Here is a 17,027-nt window from a genome sequence, read left to right as displayed (position 1 = left end):
CAGAAATGACCGCCACCGAAATGGTTGATTTTATGGCGGGCTCGACGGGATTTGAACCCGCGACCTCTGGATTGACAGTCCAGTGTGCTAACCAGGCTGCACCACGAGCCCACAGTGGGAGACAGATTTATACCATGCGTGCCGCACCGTGTCTAGGTTCGGCCGTCTGCGGCGCCCCACACCTGCGTGAGATTGCGCAGGCTCTCCGTCGCGATCCGCTCAGGCCCCGGCGTGAAGTCGAAGGCCTCGACCGCAGCGCGCGGAAGCCCTCGACGACGGGCAGGTTCTCGTACAGCTCGTTGCAGCAGGCGAACCCGCGGATGCCCGGGCCCATCACGATCGAAGCTTTCGCCTGCTCTTGGCGAAGCGCACGGCGAGCTGCGGCAGGACCGCGAGCATCCCGAGCGCGGTCAGCGCGACGAGCACCCGCACGAGCGTCTGCGAGATCGCCCCCTCGCCCGCGATCGCCTCGCCCCCCGCCCAGCCCGCGTAGACGTACACGGCGGCGGCCGGCGCCATGAAGACGAACGAGGCCAGCACGTACGGCACGAGCCTTATACGCGTGAGGCCGAGGGCGTAGTTGAGCAGGTTGAAGGGGATGACGGGCACGAGGCGCACGAAGGCGACGAACTCCCAGCCGCCCTTGTCCACGCCCTCCTTGAGCTTCTTGAGGGGCCCCGAGAGCTTCTCCTCCGTCCAGTCCCGCCCGACGGTGCGCGCGGCGAGGAAGGCGACGGTGGCGCCGGCCGTGGCGCCGACGAGGGAATAGACCGTGCCCCAGACGGGCCCGAAGAGGACGCCGGCCGCCAGGTCGAGGGGCAGGCCCGGCACGAGGAAGGCGGGGCCGACCGTGTAGGCGAGCATGAAGACCAGCGGCCCCCAGGGGCCCAAGCTCGCCACGAAGACCTGGATCTGGGGCACCGTGAGGTAGCGGCGCCAGATGACGGCGCAGGCGATGCCGGCCAGGAGCACAGCCAGCAGGACGAGCCGCCTCACCGTGACGCCGCGCGCTCGTGGCATGGAGCCGCCATTGTCGGGCCACGGCGGTGAGGAACGCAACCGCTGCCGCCACGCCGCTTGACAGCGTCGGCGCTTACCCCTAGAGTCGCCTCACCCATGAAGCGGATCGGCGTGGTGACGATATGCGCGCTGCTGGCCGCCTGGCTCGGCGCCGACCCGGCCCTGGCCCAGCCGCGGGCGGGCGGCGTGCTCCGGGTGGCGCTCCGGGCGGAGGTCTCGACCTTCGACCCGCACAAGGGCGCCTCCGGCACCGACCACATGTACCTCTACCCGGTCTTCGACACCCTCGTCCGCTTCGACGACAAGCTCCAGCCGCGCCCGGGGCTCGCCGAGTCCTGGGAAACGCCCGATCCGAAGACGCTCATCCTGCGCCTCAGGAAGAACGTCAAGTTCCATGACGGCACGCCCTTCAACGCGGAAGCCGTCCGGTTCAACCTGCTGCGGGCCCAGGACAAGACGGTGTCGAGCATGGTCTCGGAGCTCATCAACATCGAGGCCGTCGAGGTCGTGGACGCGTTCACCGTCAGGCTGCGCCTCAAGCGCCCAGACGCCTCGCTGGTCCTGGCCTTCACCGACAGGGCCGGCATGATGGTCTCGCCCACCGCCGTGCAGAAGCTGGGTGACCAGTTCGGGCGCACGCCGGTGGGCGCGGGAGAGTACCGGCTGACCAAGTGGACGCCGGGAGATTCCGTGCGGCTCGATCGGTTCCAGGAGTACTGGGAGCCTGGGCGGCCCTACCTGGACGGCATCCTGATACGCATCATGCCCGATGGCGACACACGGGTGAACGCGCTCCGGAGCGGCCAGGTGGACTTCATCATGGAGATCCCGACCCAGGATTTCGCGTCGCTCAAGGGCGAGAAGGGCATCAAGACCTACGAGGGGCCGTCGCTCGCCTACTGGCGCATCTACCTCAATATGTCCAAGCCCCCGCTCGACAAGAAGGCGGCGCGCGAGGCGATCAACCTCGCGATCGATCGGGCCGCGCTGGTCCGCACGGTGATGTTCGGGCTGACCGACGTCGCGGTGACTCCGTTCCCGTCCGTCTACTGGGCGTCGAACCCCGCGCTCAAGCCGTGGCCGCACGACCCGGCGCGCGCGAAAGCCAAGCTCATCGAGGCGGGGCTGCCCAATGGCTTCACCTTCGACATGGTGGTCGAGCCCGCGCCCGAGCACGTGCGTCGCGCGGAAGCGATCCAGGCGCAGCTGGCCGCGGTCGGCATCAAGGTGGACCTGAAGCCGATGGAGCTCGCCAAGGGCGTGCAGGGCTATTTCCGCGGCCAGGAGTTCATGGCGGCCAACTACCGGTGGACGGGCCGTCCCGACCCCGACCAGTCCGTCCGCGGCATGTTCCACAGCACGGGCTTTTACAATCCCGGCAAGTACCAGGTCGCGCGCCTCGAGGAGCTGATGGACCAGGCCAAGAGCGTGTACAAGCTCGAGGAGCGCCGCGCGCTCTACCAGAAGATCGACGAGATCATTCAGCAGGAGGCGGTGGACGTGCCGCTCTATGTAGCCCCGGTGCTCGAAGGCATGGCGACCAACGTGGAGGGTTATCAGCCGAACCTCCTCGGCAAGCCCGCCTTCCGGGGGGTCTGGCTCCGCCCGAGCCGCTAGCGTGGGCGCTTTCCTCCGGCGGCGGCTCCTCGCCGTCATCCCGCTGGTGCTGCTGGTCACCTCTCTCGTCTTCTCGCTCGTCCTGCTGCTGCCGGGTGACCCCGCCGTCGCGCTGGTCGGCCTCGAGAACGTCACCGAGGAGAAGCTCGCCGCTATCCGCGAGCGGATGGGCCTCAACCGGCCGCTGTACGTCCAGTACGGCCTCTGGCTCGCGCGCGCCGCGCGCGGCGACCTCGGCACCTCGCTCCGCACGGGCCAGCCCGTCATCGAGGCGCTGCGCGACCGCCTGCCGGTCACGCTCGGGCTCGCGGTCGCGGCCACGGCCTTCGGGCTCCTCCTGGGCTTCCCTCTTGCCGTCGTCGCGGCCTCGAAGCGCGGCGGGTTCATGGGCAGCTGCGCGAGCGGCATCGCCGCCTTCGGCGTGGCGGTGCCGAATTTCTGGCTGGGCTCCATGCTGGTGCTGGCGCTCGCGCTCCACCTGCGCTGGCTGCCGGCGACGGGCTACGCGAGCCCGCTGGAGGCGCCGTGGGACGGGCTCCGCCACGCGATCCTGCCCACGCTCACCCTCGGCGCCTCCGCCGTCGCCGAGATTACGCGCCAGCTACGCTCGGCGCTCCAGGACACGCTCAACACGGACTACGTGCGCACGGCGCGCGCCAAGGGGCTCGCCGAGCGCGGGGTGATCTGGAAGCACGCGCTCAGAAATGCCCTCATCCCGATGATCACGGTCTCGGGGCTGACCATCTCGCGCCTGGTCGGCGCCACGGTGGTCGTCGAGTCCATCTTCGCCCTGCCGGGGCTCGGGCGCCTGAATCTCGAAGCCGTGCTCACCCGCGACTTCCCCATGCTCCAGGGCGCCGTGCTCGTCATGGTGCTGATCGTCATCGCGGTCAACCTCGTCTCCGACGTCGTCTATGGCTGGGTCGATCCCCGCATCCGCCTTTCCTGAGGCGCGCAGGGCGGCGCGGCGCTTCGGGCGAAGCCGCACAGCTTCAGCGGGCGCGTGCTTCCTCGTGGCGCTGCTGGGCGGGGCTGCGCTGGCGCCGATCGTCGCCCCGTGGGATCCGCTCAAGCAGAACCTCTCGGACGCGCTGGCCGCGCCCTCTGAGCATCACCTGCTCGGCACCGACGACCTCGGACGCGACGTGCTGTCGCGCCTGCTCCACGGCGCGCGGCTGTCGCTCTCGGCCGCCTGCCTGGCCGTGGCCATCGCGGCGCTCTCCGGCATCCCGGTCGGCCTCGCGGCGGGCTACTCGGGCGGCCGGCTCGACGATTTTCTGATGCGCCTCGTGGACGCGGTCCAAGCCTTCCCCGCCCTCGTGCTCGCCATGGCCATCGCCGCGGCGCTCGGTCCCGGGCTCGGCAACGTCATGGTCGCCGTCGGCGTCGTCTACATGCCGCGCTTCGCGCGGCTCGTGCGTGGCCAGACGCTCGCGCTCCGCGAGGAGCTCTTCGTCGAGGGGGCGCGCGCCGCCGGCGCCACGCACGGCCGCATCCTCCTCCGCCACATCCTGCCCAACGTGTCGGCGCCCATCATCGTTCAGGTCTCGGTGTCCATCGCTTTCGCCCTCCTGGCCGAGACGAGCTTGAGCTTCCTCGGCATCGGCATCAAGCCGCCCACGCCCTCCTGGGGCGCGGACGTCGGGCGCGGCTACCGATTCATGCGGCTCGCGCCCTGGCTCGTCTTCATGCCGGGGCTCGCCATCCTGCTGACAGCGCTCGCCTTCAACTTCGTGGGCGACGGCCTGCGCGACGCCCTCGACCCCAAGCACGCACGGACAGAGGCCTCCACGTGAGTTGGGACGAACGGATGAAGGACTTCGAGGCGCGCCGCGCTCGGGCCCGCGCGATGGGCGGGCCCGAGCGCCTGGCCAAGCGCCGCGCCGAGGGAAGACTCAACGCCCGCGAGCGCATCGAGCGGCTGGTGGACGCGGGCTCCTTCATGGAGCTCGGTACCTTCAACGTCTCCGACATGCCGGGCGACGAGGAGAAAACGCCGGCCGACTCCAAGGTCGCGGGGCTCGCGAAGATCGACGGCCGCCCCGTCGCCGTCTCCTCCAACGACTTCACCGTGATGGCCGCCACGTCGAGCCGCGTCGCCTCGCAGAAGGAGGCGGAGCTCAAGGCGCTGGCGACGAAGCGCGGCGTGCCCATCGTCTACCTCGCCGAGGCCGGCGGCGCGCGCATGCCGGACATCATGGGCTCGGCCGGCATCGCCTCCTTCGGCAACTCGACCTACTACGGCACGCGGCGCCGGCAGGTGCCCATGGTGACGGCCGTGCTCGGCCAGTCCTACGGCCTGCCGACGTGGAACGCCTGCCTGTCGGACATCGTCGTGATGTGGACGGGCGCCTCGATGGCCGTCTCCGGCCCGCGCGTGCTCGAGCTGGCGACGGGCGAGCGGGTCTCCGCCGAGGATCTCGGCGGCGTCAAGGTCCACGCCGAGGAGACGGGCTTCGCCGACCTCGTCGGCGAGACGGATGAGGAGTGCCTGGCGCTGGTCCAACGGGCGCTCTCCTACCTGCCCACTCCCGCGGGGCAGGCGCCGCCCCCCGCGGCCGTGCCCACGGGCTCGGGATCGGAGATGGAGACCATCGCCGACCTCGTGCCCGAGTCGCGCTCGCGAGCCTACGACATGCGCCGGGTCATCGAGCGCCTGGCCGATGTTGGCTTCGTCTTCGAGCTCAAGCCCCGCTTCGGCCGCGCGATCCTCACCTGCCTCACGCGCATCGGCGGCCGGGTGGTGGGCGTCGTCGCCAACCAGCCCATGTACAAGGCCGGCGCCTGCGACGCCGACGGCTGCGACAAGGTCATCTCGTTCCTCTGCCTCTGCGACTCCTTCAACATCCCGCTGCTCTTCCTGCACGACATCCCGGGGTTCTTCATCGGCCGCGAGGCCGAGCGCCGGGGCGTGCCGGGCAAGATCATCAACTGGATGGAGGCGCTGGGGCAGGTCAGCGTGCCGCGCATCTCGATCATCGTGCGCAAGACCTACGGGCAGGCCTACTTCAACATGGGCGGCGGCGACTACTCGGATCTGCTGCTGGCCTGGCCGACGGCGGACATGTCCTTCATGGACCCGGACACGGGCGTCAACGTGGTCCACGGCGCGGCGCTCGGCGCCCTCGACCCGTCGGAGCGGGCGGCGCGCCGGAAGGAGCTGCTCGAGCAGTGGGAGTGGGACACGCTGCCCTACGGCGCGGCGGCCCGGCACCTCGTCCACGAGGTCATCGCGCCGGCGCAGACCCGCGACGTGATCATCCAGTTCCTCGACACGTGGGAGAGCCGCGGCACCATCGGCCAGCACCACCTCGCCAACTGGCCGACGAAGTTCTAGCAGGCTGGCAGGCGGCTGAAAAAGGCCCATCTGCTTCGTTGGCGCCCTCGACCGCACGCTCAACGTAGAGAGACTACGCCTCGCGTGCGGCCGTCGGGCGCCGCCTCGCATCTGGACCTTTTTGAGCCGCCTGCTAGCGGGTGAAGGTGGCTTCGACGCGGCGCGAGGCGCTCACCGCGCCGGGACGAGCACGATGTCGAAGCGCGTGCTGAGGGTGCCGGGCTCCGCGCCGTCGGCGGGGTAGAGCGTCACCGAGAGCGCGTCGCGGACCCGCTGGCCTCCGAAGTAGGCGGGATTCTCGCGTCCCGGCTCGCCCACCACGTACATCTGGGTCACGAGGGCACGGAAGCGCGGGTGCGTCACCTGGACGTGGATGTGAGGAGGACGGGACTCGTAGGGCACCGGGCGGATCGTCCGAAACTTGTACGCGCCCGCGGCATCGGTGCGGGTCTGCCCGTAGCCCTGGAAGTTCGGGTCCCGCTGCCCCGGGGCGCCATCCTTGGGGGGCAGGTAGCGGCCATAGACGTCGCTCTGCCAGATCTCGATCCGCGCGTCGGCGACGGGGGCGCCGCTCGTGTCGGTCACGCGCCCCGTCAGGTGAAGCACGGTGCCCTGCGCCCGGTCGGCCCGGCCCTTGATCACGAGCAGGTCCGCGTCGCGGTCCTCGGGCAGCACGCTCGGATAGAAGGGCCCGAGTGTCTGCTCCGGAGTCGGCGCGAGCGACGCCCCCCATGCGGCTCCCGCGACCACGATGGCTCCCGCCAGCGCGATCATGCCTCGCATGGAATCAGCTCCGCCCGGCGAGCACGCGCTCGACGCGCTCGAGCTGCTCCCGCGTGCCGAGCGCCAGCAGCCGGTCGCCGGCGGCCAGCGTCATGTCGCCCGGCGGGTTCACCACGGGGTTGCCGTCGCGCATGATGGCCAGCACCGTCGCCCCCGTGGCCTGTCGGACGGCAAGCATTTCGAGCGTGCGGCCCGCCGCCGGACTCTCGGCGCCCACGGCCAGTGCCTCGATGTTGAGCGCCTCGTTGCCCCGGCGCAGGGCCGTCTCGAAGAAGTCCACGACCGTGGGGCTCAGGATCAGGTGCGCGAGACGGTGACCGCCGATGGCGTACGGGCTGATCGCCCGGTCTGCGCCGGCGCGCGTGAGCTTGGACACGCTCGACTCGTCCACTGCGCGCGAGACGATGTAGAGCTTCGGGTTGAGCACCCGCGCCGAGAGCACGATGTACATGTTCGTGGCGTCGTTGGCCGTGGTGGCGATGAGCCCGCGCGCGCGCCGGACGCCGGCCCGCTCGAGCACCGCGTCGTCGGTGGCGTCGCCCTGCTGGCACAGCCAGCCGTGTTCCTCGGCCTGGTGGACGGTCGCATCGGCGGGGTCGACCACGAGGAACGGCATGCGCGCCTCGTGGAGTTCCTGCGCGGCCTGCCGTCCCACGCGGCCGAGGCCGGCCAGGATGATGTGTCCGCTCAGCGCCTCGATGTGCTTCTCCATCTTGCGTCTCCCCGTGGGATCGGCCAGCCGCACCGCGACGAGGTACTCCATCACCACGCCGAAGGTGTAGAAGAGGCTGCCGACCCCGACGATCGCGATGAACATCGTAAAGATGCGGGCGGCCGAGTCGAGCGGCTTGACCTCGCCGTACCCGACCGTGGTGATGGTCGTCACCGTCATGAAGAGCGCGTCGAGCCACGTGCCGCCCAGGTCGCGCCAGAGCCAGAAGTATCCGAGCGTCCCCCCGACCACCACGGCCGCCACGAGCGAAAGCGGCAGGATGAGGCGCGCGCGGAGCCTCGGGATGTCTGCGACGGGAAACGCCTGGCTGCCGTCCGCCACGGCCCTACCCTACTCCACGACCCCGCGCAGCGACAGCTCTTGGGCGCGGTGGCACGAGACGGCATGCCCAGGCGCGATCTCCGTAAGCGCCGGGGTCTCCACGCGGCACTGCTCCACCGCGTACGAGCAGCGCGGGTGGAAGTGACAGCCGGCCGGCGGGTTGGACGGATCCGCGACTTCGCCTTCGAGGAGGATACGGCGGGCCCGGAGGCGCGGATCCGGCTTCGGCACCGCGGCGAGCAGCGCCTCGGTGTACGGATGCTTGGGCGCGGCGAAGAGAGCCTCCGTCGGTGCTAGTTCAACGATCCGCCCCACGTACATGACGGCGACGCGGTCGCTGACGAGCCTGACCACGGAGAGGTCGTGGGCCACGAAGAGGTACGTCAGCCCGAGCTTCGCCTGGAGGTCCTGGAGCAGGTTCAGGATCTGCGCCTGCACCGACACGTCGAGCGCCGAGACGGGCTCGTCGGCGACGACGAGGCTCGGGTTGACGGCGAGTGCGCGCGCGATGCCGACCCGCTGGCGCTGGCCGCCGCTGAAGGCGTGCGGGTAGCGGCGCATGTACTCGGGCCGCAGGCCCACCAGCCGCAGCAGCTCGACCACGCGGTCCACCCGCTCCTGCTTGGTGCCGATGCCGTTGGCCACGAGCGGCTCGGCCACGATGTCGAGAAGCGTCCGCCGCGGGTTGAGCGAGGAGAACGGATCCTGGAAGATCATCTGCATCTGCCGGCGAAGCGGGCGGAGGTCACGGCGCCCGAGCGCCGCGACGTCGAGCACGTGGCCGCCCTCGGCGCGGAAGAGGATCTGCCCCCCGGTCGGCGACAGCGCCCGCAGGATGCAGCGCGACGTCGTGGTCTTGCCGCAGCCGCTCTCGCCGACCAGCGCCAGCGTCTCGCCGCGGTCCACGTGGAAGGAGACGTCGTCCACCGCGCGCACCTGCCCCACCACCCGGCGCAGGATGCCCTTCCGGATCGGGAAGTGCTTTCGGAGGTTCTTGACGTCGAGGAGGCGCTCGCTCATCGCGCTCCCTCACCGTAGAGCAGGCAGGCCGCCTCCTGCGCCGTTCCAACGGGACGGGTGGCCGGCTCCTCCTTGTCGCAGCGGCCCGGCATGACGTCCGGGCAGCGCGGATGGAAGGCGCAGCCGGATGGGCGATTGTACGGATGCGGGATCGAGCCTTCGATGACGGGCAACCGCGACCGCACGCGCGCGTTGATGCTCGGCATGGAGCGGAGCAGCGCCCGCGTGTACGGATGCTTCGGGTTGTGGAAGATCGCGTCCACGGGCCCCTGCTCCACGACGCGGCCGAGGTACATGACCGCGACCTCGTCGCACATCTCCGCGATCACGCCCAGGTTGTGGGTGATGAGAATGATCGCCATCCCCTCGCGCTCCTGGAGCGCCATGAGGAGGTCGAGGATCTGGGCCTGCGTGGTGACGTCAAGCGCGGTGGTCGGCTCATCGGCGATCAGGATGCGCGGATGGCAGGACAGCGCGAGCGCGATCATGGCCCGCTGCCTGAGACCCCCCGAGAGCTCGAAGGCGTACTGGTCCACGCGCCGCTCGGGGCTGGACACGCCGACCCGGCGGAGCATGTCCACCGCGCGCTCGCGCGCCTCGCGCTTGCCGACGTCCTGGTGGAGCCGGATGGTCTCGACGATCTGGCTGCCGACGGTGTGGACGGGGCTGAACGAGGTCATGGGCTCCTGGAAGATCAGGGCGATCTCCTCGCCCCGGATCCGCCGGATGTCACGCCCGTCGGGATCGAGCCGGCTTAGGTCAATGCCGGCCTCGTCGCCCTCGCGGCGCAGGAGAATGGAGCCGTTGACGATGCGCCCGGGCCGCTCGACGATTCTCAGGATGGACCGCGCCGTCACGCTCTTGCCGCAGCCGCTCTCGCCGACGATGCCGAGCGTCTTTCGCGGGTAGACGTCGAAGGCCGCGCCGTCCACGGCCTTGACGGTGCCCTCTTCCGGAAAGAAGTACGTGCGCAGGTCGCGCACCTCCAGGATCGGCCGAGCGGCAGAGGGCACTACTGGCCGTAGGGGTCGGCGGCGTCGCGGAGGCCGTCGCCCATGAAGTTGAGCGCCAGGATGACGATGATGACCGGCACGGAGGCCGTCAGCAGCCACGGCGAGATGGCGAGCGCCTGGATGCTCTGAGCCTGCTGGAGCAGCACCCCCCAGCTGATGGCAGGCGGCCGGAGGCCCAGTCCCAGGAAGGAGAGCGACGTCTCGCTGATGATCATGGCGGGAATCGCCAGCGTCGTCGCTGCGATGATGTGGGAGAGAAAAGACGGGATCAGGTGGCTGACGATGATGCGCGCGCGCGAGCAGCCCGCCAGCTCGGCGGCCATCACGAAGTCCTCCTCGCGGAGCGAGAGGAAGCGCCCCCGCACCACCCGCGCCAGCTCGGTCCAACCCACGAGCGAGATGATGACCGTGATGGCGAAGTAGACCTGCATCACCGTCCAGTCATTCGGCAGCGCCGACGCCAGGCCCATCCAGAGCGGGATGGTCGGGATGGAGCGGAGGATCTCGATCACGCGCTGGATCACCGTGTCCACGACACCGCCCCAGAGCCCCGAGATGCCGCCCAGCACCACGCCGAGCACGAGGCTCATGGCGACGCCCAGGAGACCGATGCTGAGGGAGGTGCGCGTACCGTACATGAGCCGCGACCAGAGATCGCGCCCCTGCTCGTCGGTGCCGAGGACAAAGAGCGCGTCCTCGGCCCGCGCCCCCTCGAGGCCGATCAGGTGCCGGTCGGTCGGCAAGAGGCCGAGGAAGCGGTACTCGAAGGCGCGGGCGAAGAAGCGGACCGGGATCTTCTTGTCCGGGTCGGGAGTATAGACGCGCTTGAAGGTCATCGGGTCACGCTTGCCCGTGAGTCCATAGACGAACGGCGCGAAGCGGCCGTCCTGGAAGAGATGGATGCGCTGGGGCGGGAGCAGCGAGCGCTGCGCCTCCGACGCGCCGGGGTCGGCGTACGCGAGGAAGTCGGCGAAGACCACCGAAGAGTAAAACAGCAAGACGACGACCGTGCCCACCATGGCGAGGCGGTGGCGGCGGAAGCGCCACCACATGAGCTGCCATTGGGTCGCGACGGAGATCCGCTCCTCGTCCCGCTCGGCTATTTCCTGCCCTCCAGCCGAATCCTCGGGTCGATCCACATCAGGAGGATGTCCGACAGCAAGGTGCCGATGACCGTGAGGACTCCGAGCAGCAGCACGATGGTGCCGGCCAGGAACATGTCCTGCGCGATCAGCGCGCGGAGCAGGAGCGGCCCGACAGTCGGGAGGGACAGCACGAGCGAGACGATGATGCTGCCCGAAACGACATAGGGCAGGAGATACCCGATGGTGCTCGCGAAGGGGTTGAGCGCGACGCGCACCGGGTACTTGAGGATGAGTCGCCACTCGCCCAAACCCCGCGCGCGGGCCGTCACCACATAGGGCCGGCGGAGCTCGTCGAGGAGGTTCGCGCGCATGATACGGATCAGCTGGGCCGTCCCCGCCAGGCCCAGGATGGCGGCGGGCAGCGGCAGGTGCTTGATGAGGTCCCATGCCTTGGCCCAACTCCATGGCGCCTGCGCCATCTCGTCTGAGAAGAGGCCACCGATATTCATGTTGAAGAGCGTGAAGCCGAGATACATCAGGACGAGCGCCAGCATGAAGGACGGCACGGCCAGGCCGATGAAGCCGATAAAAGTGGCGACGTAGTCACCCACCGAGTACTGGCGCACCGCCGAGTAGATGCCGATGGGCAGCGCCAAGAGCCAGGTCAGGAGGATGGCCGCGCCGGAGACGGCCATGGTCAGCCACAGCCGGTCGCCGATGACCTCGGAGACCGGCCGGTGCCACTCGAGCGCCATGCCGAAGTTGCCCTGCATCACCATCCCCATCCAGCGCATGTACTGGACCCAGATGGGCTTGTCGAGGCCGTACTGCTGGCGGAGGGCCTCCGCCTCCTGCTGGGAGACGAAGCTGCCCGAGGCCGTCATCTGGGCGATGTAGGAGCTGATGTAGTCGCCCGGAGGCAGCTGGATGACGACGAACGACAGCACGGAGACGGCCCAGACTGTCAGCACGGCCAGGCCGAGCCGCCTCAGCAGGTACGCGAGCATGAGGGCCTCTCCGCGTCAGGCCTTGTAGAAGAACGTCGTCGGGTGCGACGAGCAGGGCGTCCGCGCGTGCTGGGCATTGGTCTGCCGCGACGGGATATTGCCCAGCTTGTTGCTTACGATGCGCACGCCCATGGTCGCCGGCGACAGCCCCACGGTGCCGATCGAGTACTGCTCGTCGACCAGGATCTTCCAGATGTCTTGGGCGATCTTGTACCGCTCCTGCGTCTTCTTGCCATTGGCCGAGCGGTAGAGCTCGAGCGCCGAGATCATCCGCGGGTCCTTGGGGCCCTTGCCTTGCGCGCCGTTCGAGGCAAACCAGCGGGCGATGGGTGTGCCGAGCAGGGCTTGGATCGGGTCGAGCGGAAGGGCGTGGCGCGGGAAGAGGAAGAGCACTTCCGAGCCGTCATTGGCCCAGAGCGCGATCTGGTGCTCATTGCTGGCGGCGCGGGTGAAGAAGAGGCTGCGCTCCATTTCCTTGACGTCGGCCTGGATCCCGATCTTCTTCCACTGCTCCTTGATCATCTCGGCGATCTGCGTATGCGGCACGAAGGCGCCGGCCGAGGTCTGGAGCTCGAGGCGCAGGCGGCCCTTGCCGTCGGTGCGCAGCCGGTAGCCCTCGCCGTCCTTCTTGCTGAGCCCGATCTTGTCGAGAAGCGCGTTCGCCTGCTTGACGTCGAGCGTGGACCACTTCTTGCGCCAGTCGGGCCCCGGGCTGTACGGCAGGCTTTCGGCGGGCGCCACCGAGCCCGGCGTGCCCACGCCGACCCAGAAGGTCTCGTTGAGCTGGTCCCGATCGATGCCCATCGAGAGCGCGCGCCGGAAGTCGGAGGTGTGGAGCCACTTGGCGATCTCGGGATCCGCTTCGTACGCCTGGTTGGTCTGGAGCGTCGCGTCCGAGCCGTTGAGGGCCGGATCGAGACGGACGTCGTAGCCGCCCTTGGCGCGGTTCTCGAGGAACACCGGCAGCTTGTTCAGCGCCGTATGCCGCTCCTGCAGATCGTACTGGCCCGCGATGGCGCGGAGGTTGAGGACCTCGAGGTTCTCGGCCAGCGTCATGCTGATGCGGTCGATGTACGGCAGCTGATTGCCCGCCGTATCGACGCCCATATAATAGGGGTTGCGCTCGAGCACCCACGTCGGCGTATTGATGGGGCTGACCGTCTTCCACGGCGTCAGCACGGGCAGCTCGGGGTTGAGCCCCCAGTCCCAGCGGTTCTTGATATAGCTGACCCAGCCGTCGAAGCCGGCGGCCTTGGCCTTCTTCTCGACCTCCTCCTTCGAGGAGAATTTCGGCAGGTACTGCTTGATGTAGTGCGCGGGCATATAGGCGCCCATGCTGCGCCCGCCCTGGGCCTGGGTCGCCTGTCCGCCGCCGATGGCGGTGCTGCCGGCCAGGATGTCCACGAAGAGGAAGTTCGGGTCCTGGAACTCGAAGACCACCGTGGCGTCGTCCACCTTGCGGATGGCGCCCGACTTGCCATTGGCCATGAAGTCGGGGTGCCGGGTGGGCACGAGATCCTTGTTGAGGTAGACCTCCTCGTACCAGAACACGAAGTCATTGGCCGTGAACGGCGCACCGTCGGACCACTTCATGCCCTTGCGCAATGAGATCGTCACGCTTTTGCCGTCGTCGCTCTGCTTCCATTCCTTGGCGACACAGGGCATCACCTTGGTGCCCGTGTAATCCCAAAAGAGGATCTTGTCGGTGGAGACGATGCGGTTGCCGTTCTCGCTGTCGCCCGGGCCGGTGAAGCCGCGCCGCCAGGTGCCGCCGTAGCGGCCGATCGACTGCAGCGGCTTGACCACCATGGGCTCGTCGGGCACGCGCTTCTCGACGGGGGGCAGCTTCCCCGCCTTGACCATGTCGGCCAGCATCGGCGCCTCGGCGAACTTCTTGGGCCACTTGGCGGCGTCGAGGACGAGCTCGGGCCCCTCGAGCTTGCCGATGAGCTGGGATCCGATCTTGGCCTCGGGCGCCTTGGCGCCCTGCGCGTTCGCCGTCACCGCGGGGAGCGCGCCCGCCAGGGCCGCTCCGCCCGCCACTACAGCCGCGTCGCGGAGAAATTCACGTCGGGTCGGCTTCGTTGCCATGGCGCCTGCCTCCTTGCGCTGCGCTGATGAGAATGTGGATTGGGACTGCTCGAGCCGGGCGTGACTCTACGGGATTTTCGCCGGGTTGACAAGCCGCGGCTCGCGAGGCGGCCGCTACTTGGGCAACGCCGCCAGGGCCTGGGCGACGTCGCGGCTGAGGGCCGCCAGCACCCGGCTCATCGCCGACACCGTCGCGCTGAATGTTAAGCATGAGGTCCACGCGCCTAAAGCGCGCTCGGCCGACGGCGGAGGTCGGCAGGCGGTCCTGCATGCGCCAGGAGCCGGAGAGGCGGAGGACGATGCCATCCGGGGCGGGGTCGAGACTCCACTGCCAAGGAGTGACCGCAGTTCCCCCTGTATTCGTCCCGACCATGAGGGGGGTAGGCTAACATAGCGTCCTGAGGGCGTCGAGCGCCGGGGTTGAGGTATGCTGACGAGCGCCATGGGACGGACGTCGGCGGAGGTCGTAATCTGCGGCGCGGGGATCGCCGGCGTCGCCGCCGCCTATCACCTGGCGGTGCGGCGCGGAGTGCGCGGCGTAGTCCTCGTCGACGAGCGGCCGCCGCTCACGCTGACGAGCGACAAATCCACCGAGTGCTACAGGAACTGGTGGCCCGGGCCCGGCGACGACCAGGTCGCCCTCATGAACCGGAGCATCGACCTCCTCGAGGAGCTGGCCCGCGAGAGCGGCAACGTCTTCCGGCTCAACCGCCGCGGCTATCTCTTCGCCACCGCCGAGGCCGGGCGCGTTGCGCAGTTCGAGCGAGCGGCTTCGGTTGCCGCCGTCCTGGGCGCGGGCCCCCTGCGCCTGCACGCGACGGCGGCGAGCGATTACCGGCCGGCGGCGGCCGAAGGGTTCGACTCGACGCTCACCGGCACGGACGTCATCACGGAGCCGTCGCTCATCAGGCGCTACTATCCATGGCTCGCCCCCGACACGGTGGCGCTGCTCCATGCCCGCCGCTGCGGGTGGTTCAGCGGTCAGCAGTTGGGCATGTGCCTGCTCGAGCGCGCGCGCGAGCACGGAGTCCGGCTCGTCGAGGGGCGCGTGGAGCGGATAGACACCGCGGGAGGCCGGGTGCGCGGCGTCGAGGTGCGAGGAGCGGGGGGCATGCAGACCATCGGGACGTCGCGCGCCGTCCTGGCCGCCGGGCCGTTGTTAAAGGATGCGGGGCGGATGCTCGGCGTCGACTTGCCGATCTTCTGCGAGCTCCACGCGAAGATCGCCTTCAACGACACGCTGGGGGCCATGCCCCGCGGCGCGCCGATGACACTCTGGGCCGATCCGATGAAGATCAACTGGTCTCCGCAGGAGCGCGCCGAGCTGGCCGCCTCCGCCAAGCACCGGCGCCTGGTCGAGGAGCTGCCGCCGGGCGCGCACGGCCGTCCGGACGGCGCGGGCGAGAGCACCTCCGTCCTCGGCATCTGGACGTACGACGTCGAGCCGGTGGAGCCGGCCTTTCCGCCGGCCTTCGATCCCGCGTACCAGGAGGTGGTCCTGCGCGGACTCCAGCGGATGATCCCCGCGATGGCGCCGTACCTGGATCGCATGCCGCGCTGCTTCGTGGACGGCGGCTACTATACCAAGACGCGGGAGAACCGCTTCCTCGCGGGTCCCCTGCCCGTCGAGGGCGCATACGTCATCGGCGCGCTCTCGGGCTACGGCATGATGGCGTCCAACGGCGCGGCCGACCTCCTCGCCGATTACATCGCCGAGCGCCCCCTGCCCCGCTACGCTCCGGCCTTCCGCCTCGACCGCTACGACGACCCCGCGTTCGCGAAGCTCCTCGAGAACTGGGGCGACTCCGGCCAGCTCTGAGCGAAGTCAGTCGACGCGCCTCCGCTGCGAAGAAGTTACACACTGAACGCGTAGGACTTATCCTCCCGATCCCCACTGCAGTCGTTCCCCTGTCCCCGCTCCCACGGAAGTCCGCGTGGATCCGGCACGGAGGCGCCTCCGGCACGTTTCCTGCTCTAACTAGGCAGCAGGAGTGTCCGGGTCTGTCGGACCTCAGGACGGAGGTGGAGCGATGCCCGACTCGATCGGAGATCTGATCGCGCTGCTCCTGGGAGTGGCGGTGCTGTGGTTCATGGTGGGGGTCTTCTCTCATGACGTGCGGCCCGGGGACCACCGGAGGTCCCCGCGCAGAGTCAAGGGAGGATCCTGACCATGACCGACGGAAAGCGGAACGTGCGGTGGAAGCTTATGCCCGTCGGCATGGCTTTCGCGATCGGGAGCGCCCTCGAGACCGGCCTCGTCGTGGCCCAATGGACTGCAAAGAACAGCGACAGGAAGGTCGTCGAGGTGTGCCAGGGCTGGGCGGCCGGCCCGCAGACGGCGCCGGCAACGTGCTCGGCTCGGCCGTCTGCCCTTCCTTAGCCGTCTCGCCCGCGGGAACAAGCTTGTAAGACTTCACGCCCGGGCCGGCGGCGCCCACCCCTCGGTCAGCCTGGGGAGGGATGCGACGCCGCCGATCGCCGCATCCTTGATCACCTCGGTGGTCTTGTCGCCCACGGAGTTGCGAGCCTGGAGGTTGCACGCTTCGGTGTCGGCCTGAGTCGGCCCGGCCGCCGCGACCTGCCGCGCCGCGCCGCGCGGAGCGGTGGGCTGGGCGGCAGACTGGGAGGTGGACTGGGCCGTGGGCTCGACGCGGTCACTCTTCCAGCTGGCAACCACGAGCCCGGTGACGAGCGCCGTCGCGATGACTAGCGACATTCCGATCGTCGTCATCTTCCAAGGGTTCCACTCTGACATGGCTGTCCTCCTATTTGTCGCTCTTCGACAGCAGCGGTTCGTTGCCGAGCATGCGCTGCGTCTGCACGATGATCTCCCCGGCCGTCGCCCGGTCCCGGAAGAACCGGTCTTCACCGGAATCTGTAGCGGGCCCTGTATTCACGCGCTCTGACAGAGGCGACGCGAGGCGGTGGCCTTCTGGACCTTGAGGAGGAGGTACTCGTGGTCCCGGTAGCCCCGGCCCCGGCGCAGCATCGCACGGATGT

General features: G+C 69.3%; 15 protein-coding genes and 1 tRNA gene. 6 read left to right on the top strand and 10 right to left on the bottom strand.

What is annotated here, in order from left to right; all coding sequences use genetic code 11:
- Nucleotides 1-33 precede the first annotated feature (33 nt).
- A tRNA-Asp gene (locus Q7W02_07770) sits at nt 34-111 on the bottom strand.
- A 222-nt stretch (nt 112-333) separates the two neighbouring features.
- Complete coding sequence (locus tag Q7W02_07765) at nt 334-1,020, bottom strand: TVP38/TMEM64 family protein (GenBank protein MDO8476083.1); 687 nt, start codon at nt 1,018-1,020, stop codon at nt 334-336.
- A gap of 96 nt (nt 1,021-1,116) precedes the next feature.
- Between Q7W02_07765 and Q7W02_07760 the strand changes: the two genes are divergently transcribed.
- From Q7W02_07760 to Q7W02_07745, 4 genes are read left to right on the top strand one after another with little or no spacing between them, the layout of a single operon-like run.
- A complete protein-coding gene (locus tag Q7W02_07760) occupies nt 1,117-2,637 on the top strand; it encodes an ABC transporter substrate-binding protein (protein ID MDO8476082.1) in 1,521 nt (506 codons plus the stop codon).
- A 1-nt stretch (nt 2,638) separates the two neighbouring features.
- Nucleotides 2,639-3,586 (top strand): ABC transporter permease, encoded by a 948-nt coding sequence (locus Q7W02_07755; GenBank protein MDO8476081.1) that lies wholly within the window; start codon nt 2,639-2,641, stop codon nt 3,584-3,586.
- A complete protein-coding gene (locus tag Q7W02_07750; GenBank protein ID MDO8476080.1) occupies nt 3,552-4,433 on the top strand; it encodes an ABC transporter permease in 882 nt (293 codons plus the stop codon). The genes Q7W02_07755 and Q7W02_07750 overlap by 35 nt, the downstream gene beginning before the upstream one ends.
- Nucleotides 4,430-5,974 carry a carboxyl transferase domain-containing protein gene (locus tag Q7W02_07745; GenBank protein ID MDO8476079.1) on the top strand — a complete coding sequence of 515 codons (1,545 nt, stop codon included), beginning with the start codon at nt 4,430-4,432 and terminating at the stop codon, nt 5,972-5,974. The genes Q7W02_07750 and Q7W02_07745 overlap by 4 nt, the downstream gene beginning before the upstream one ends.
- 171 nt (nt 5,975-6,145) lie before the next feature.
- Here the strand turns inward: Q7W02_07745 and Q7W02_07740 are convergent, their stop codons facing one another.
- Genes Q7W02_07740 through Q7W02_07710 form a run of 7 tightly spaced genes read right to left on the bottom strand, consistent with a single transcriptional unit; the run spans nt 6,146 to nt 14,027 of the window.
- Nucleotides 6,146-6,757, bottom strand: coding sequence for an intradiol ring-cleavage dioxygenase (locus Q7W02_07740; GenBank protein MDO8476078.1), 612 nt, complete (start codon nt 6,755-6,757; stop codon nt 6,146-6,148).
- Between the two features lie 4 nt (nt 6,758-6,761).
- Nucleotides 6,762-7,811 carry a potassium channel protein gene (locus Q7W02_07735; protein ID MDO8476077.1) on the bottom strand — a complete coding sequence of 350 codons (1,050 nt, stop codon included), beginning with the start codon at nt 7,809-7,811 and terminating at the stop codon, nt 6,762-6,764.
- A 9-nt stretch (nt 7,812-7,820) separates the two neighbouring features.
- Entirely contained in the window at nt 7,821-8,831 is a 1,011-nt protein-coding gene (locus tag Q7W02_07730) for an ATP-binding cassette domain-containing protein (protein ID MDO8476076.1), read from the bottom strand.
- On the bottom strand, nt 8,828-9,844 hold the full coding sequence (locus Q7W02_07725) for an ABC transporter ATP-binding protein (protein ID MDO8476075.1): 1,017 nt from the start codon (nt 9,842-9,844) through the stop codon (nt 8,828-8,830). Before Q7W02_07725 ends, Q7W02_07730 begins: the two co-directional genes overlap by 4 nt.
- Entirely contained in the window at nt 9,844-10,983 is a 1,140-nt protein-coding gene (locus tag Q7W02_07720; GenBank protein ID MDO8476074.1) for an ABC transporter permease, read from the bottom strand. Before Q7W02_07720 ends, Q7W02_07725 begins: the two co-directional genes overlap by 1 nt.
- Nucleotides 10,944-11,936 carry an ABC transporter permease gene (locus Q7W02_07715; GenBank protein ID MDO8476073.1) on the bottom strand — a complete coding sequence of 331 codons (993 nt, stop codon included), beginning with the start codon at nt 11,934-11,936 and terminating at the stop codon, nt 10,944-10,946. Before Q7W02_07715 ends, Q7W02_07720 begins: the two co-directional genes overlap by 40 nt.
- A 15-nt stretch (nt 11,937-11,951) precedes the next feature.
- The gene (locus tag Q7W02_07710; protein MDO8476072.1) at nt 11,952-14,027 is read right to left on the bottom strand and encodes an ABC transporter substrate-binding protein; all 2,076 of its coding nucleotides are present in this window, start codon (nt 14,025-14,027) and stop codon (nt 11,952-11,954) included.
- 442 nt (nt 14,028-14,469) lie between these two features.
- Here Q7W02_07710 and Q7W02_07705 point away from each other — a divergent pair, with 442 nt between their 5' ends.
- The gene (locus Q7W02_07705; GenBank protein MDO8476071.1) at nt 14,470-15,846 is read left to right on the top strand and encodes an FAD-binding oxidoreductase; all 1,377 of its coding nucleotides are present in this window, start codon (nt 14,470-14,472) and stop codon (nt 15,844-15,846) included.
- A 351-nt stretch (nt 15,847-16,197) separates the two neighbouring features.
- The gene (locus Q7W02_07700) at nt 16,198-16,407 is read left to right on the top strand and encodes a hypothetical protein (protein ID MDO8476070.1); all 210 of its coding nucleotides are present in this window, start codon (nt 16,198-16,200) and stop codon (nt 16,405-16,407) included.
- A 33-nt stretch (nt 16,408-16,440) separates the two neighbouring features.
- Here Q7W02_07700 and Q7W02_07695 read toward each other — a convergent pair whose 3' ends face one another.
- A complete protein-coding gene (locus Q7W02_07695) occupies nt 16,441-16,782 on the bottom strand; it encodes a hypothetical protein (GenBank protein MDO8476069.1) in 342 nt (113 codons plus the stop codon).
- Nucleotides 16,783-17,027: the final 245 nt, after the last annotated feature.

The organism is Candidatus Rokuibacteriota bacterium, assembly GCA_030647435.1.
Classification (GTDB): domain Bacteria; phylum Methylomirabilota; class Methylomirabilia; order Rokubacteriales; family CSP1-6; genus AR37.
Note: the sequence above shows the minus strand (reverse complement) of the source record. Positions and strands in the feature narration are given on the sequence as shown.

Excerpts from the sequence above, each read along its gene's own strand:
- Q7W02_07765 (MDO8476083.1), bottom strand. The coding sequence starts at position 1,020 with ATGCCACGAGCGCGCGGCGTCACGGTGAGGCGGCTCGTCCTGCTGGCT.
- Q7W02_07760 (MDO8476082.1), top strand. The coding sequence starts at position 1,117 with ATGAAGCGGATCGGCGTGGTGACGATATGCGCGCTGCTGGCCGCCTGG.
- Q7W02_07750 (MDO8476080.1), top strand. The coding sequence starts at position 3,552 with ATGGCTGGGTCGATCCCCGCATCCGCCTTTCCTGAGGCGCGCAGGGCG.
- Q7W02_07740 (MDO8476078.1), bottom strand. The coding sequence starts at position 6,757 with ATGCGAGGCATGATCGCGCTGGCGGGAGCCATCGTGGTCGCGGGAGCC.
- Q7W02_07730 (MDO8476076.1), bottom strand. The coding sequence starts at position 8,831 with ATGAGCGAGCGCCTCCTCGACGTCAAGAACCTCCGAAAGCACTTCCCG.
- Q7W02_07715 (MDO8476073.1), bottom strand. The coding sequence starts at position 11,936 with ATGCTCGCGTACCTGCTGAGGCGGCTCGGCCTGGCCGTGCTGACAGTC.
- Q7W02_07710 (MDO8476072.1), bottom strand. The coding sequence starts at position 14,027 with ATGGCAACGAAGCCGACCCGACGTGAATTTCTCCGCGACGCGGCTGTA.
- Q7W02_07705 (MDO8476071.1), top strand. The coding sequence starts at position 14,470 with ATGGGACGGACGTCGGCGGAGGTCGTAATCTGCGGCGCGGGGATCGCC.
- Q7W02_07700 (MDO8476070.1), top strand. The coding sequence starts at position 16,198 with ATGACCGACGGAAAGCGGAACGTGCGGTGGAAGCTTATGCCCGTCGGC.
- Q7W02_07695 (MDO8476069.1), bottom strand. The coding sequence starts at position 16,782 with ATGTCAGAGTGGAACCCTTGGAAGATGACGACGATCGGAATGTCGCTA.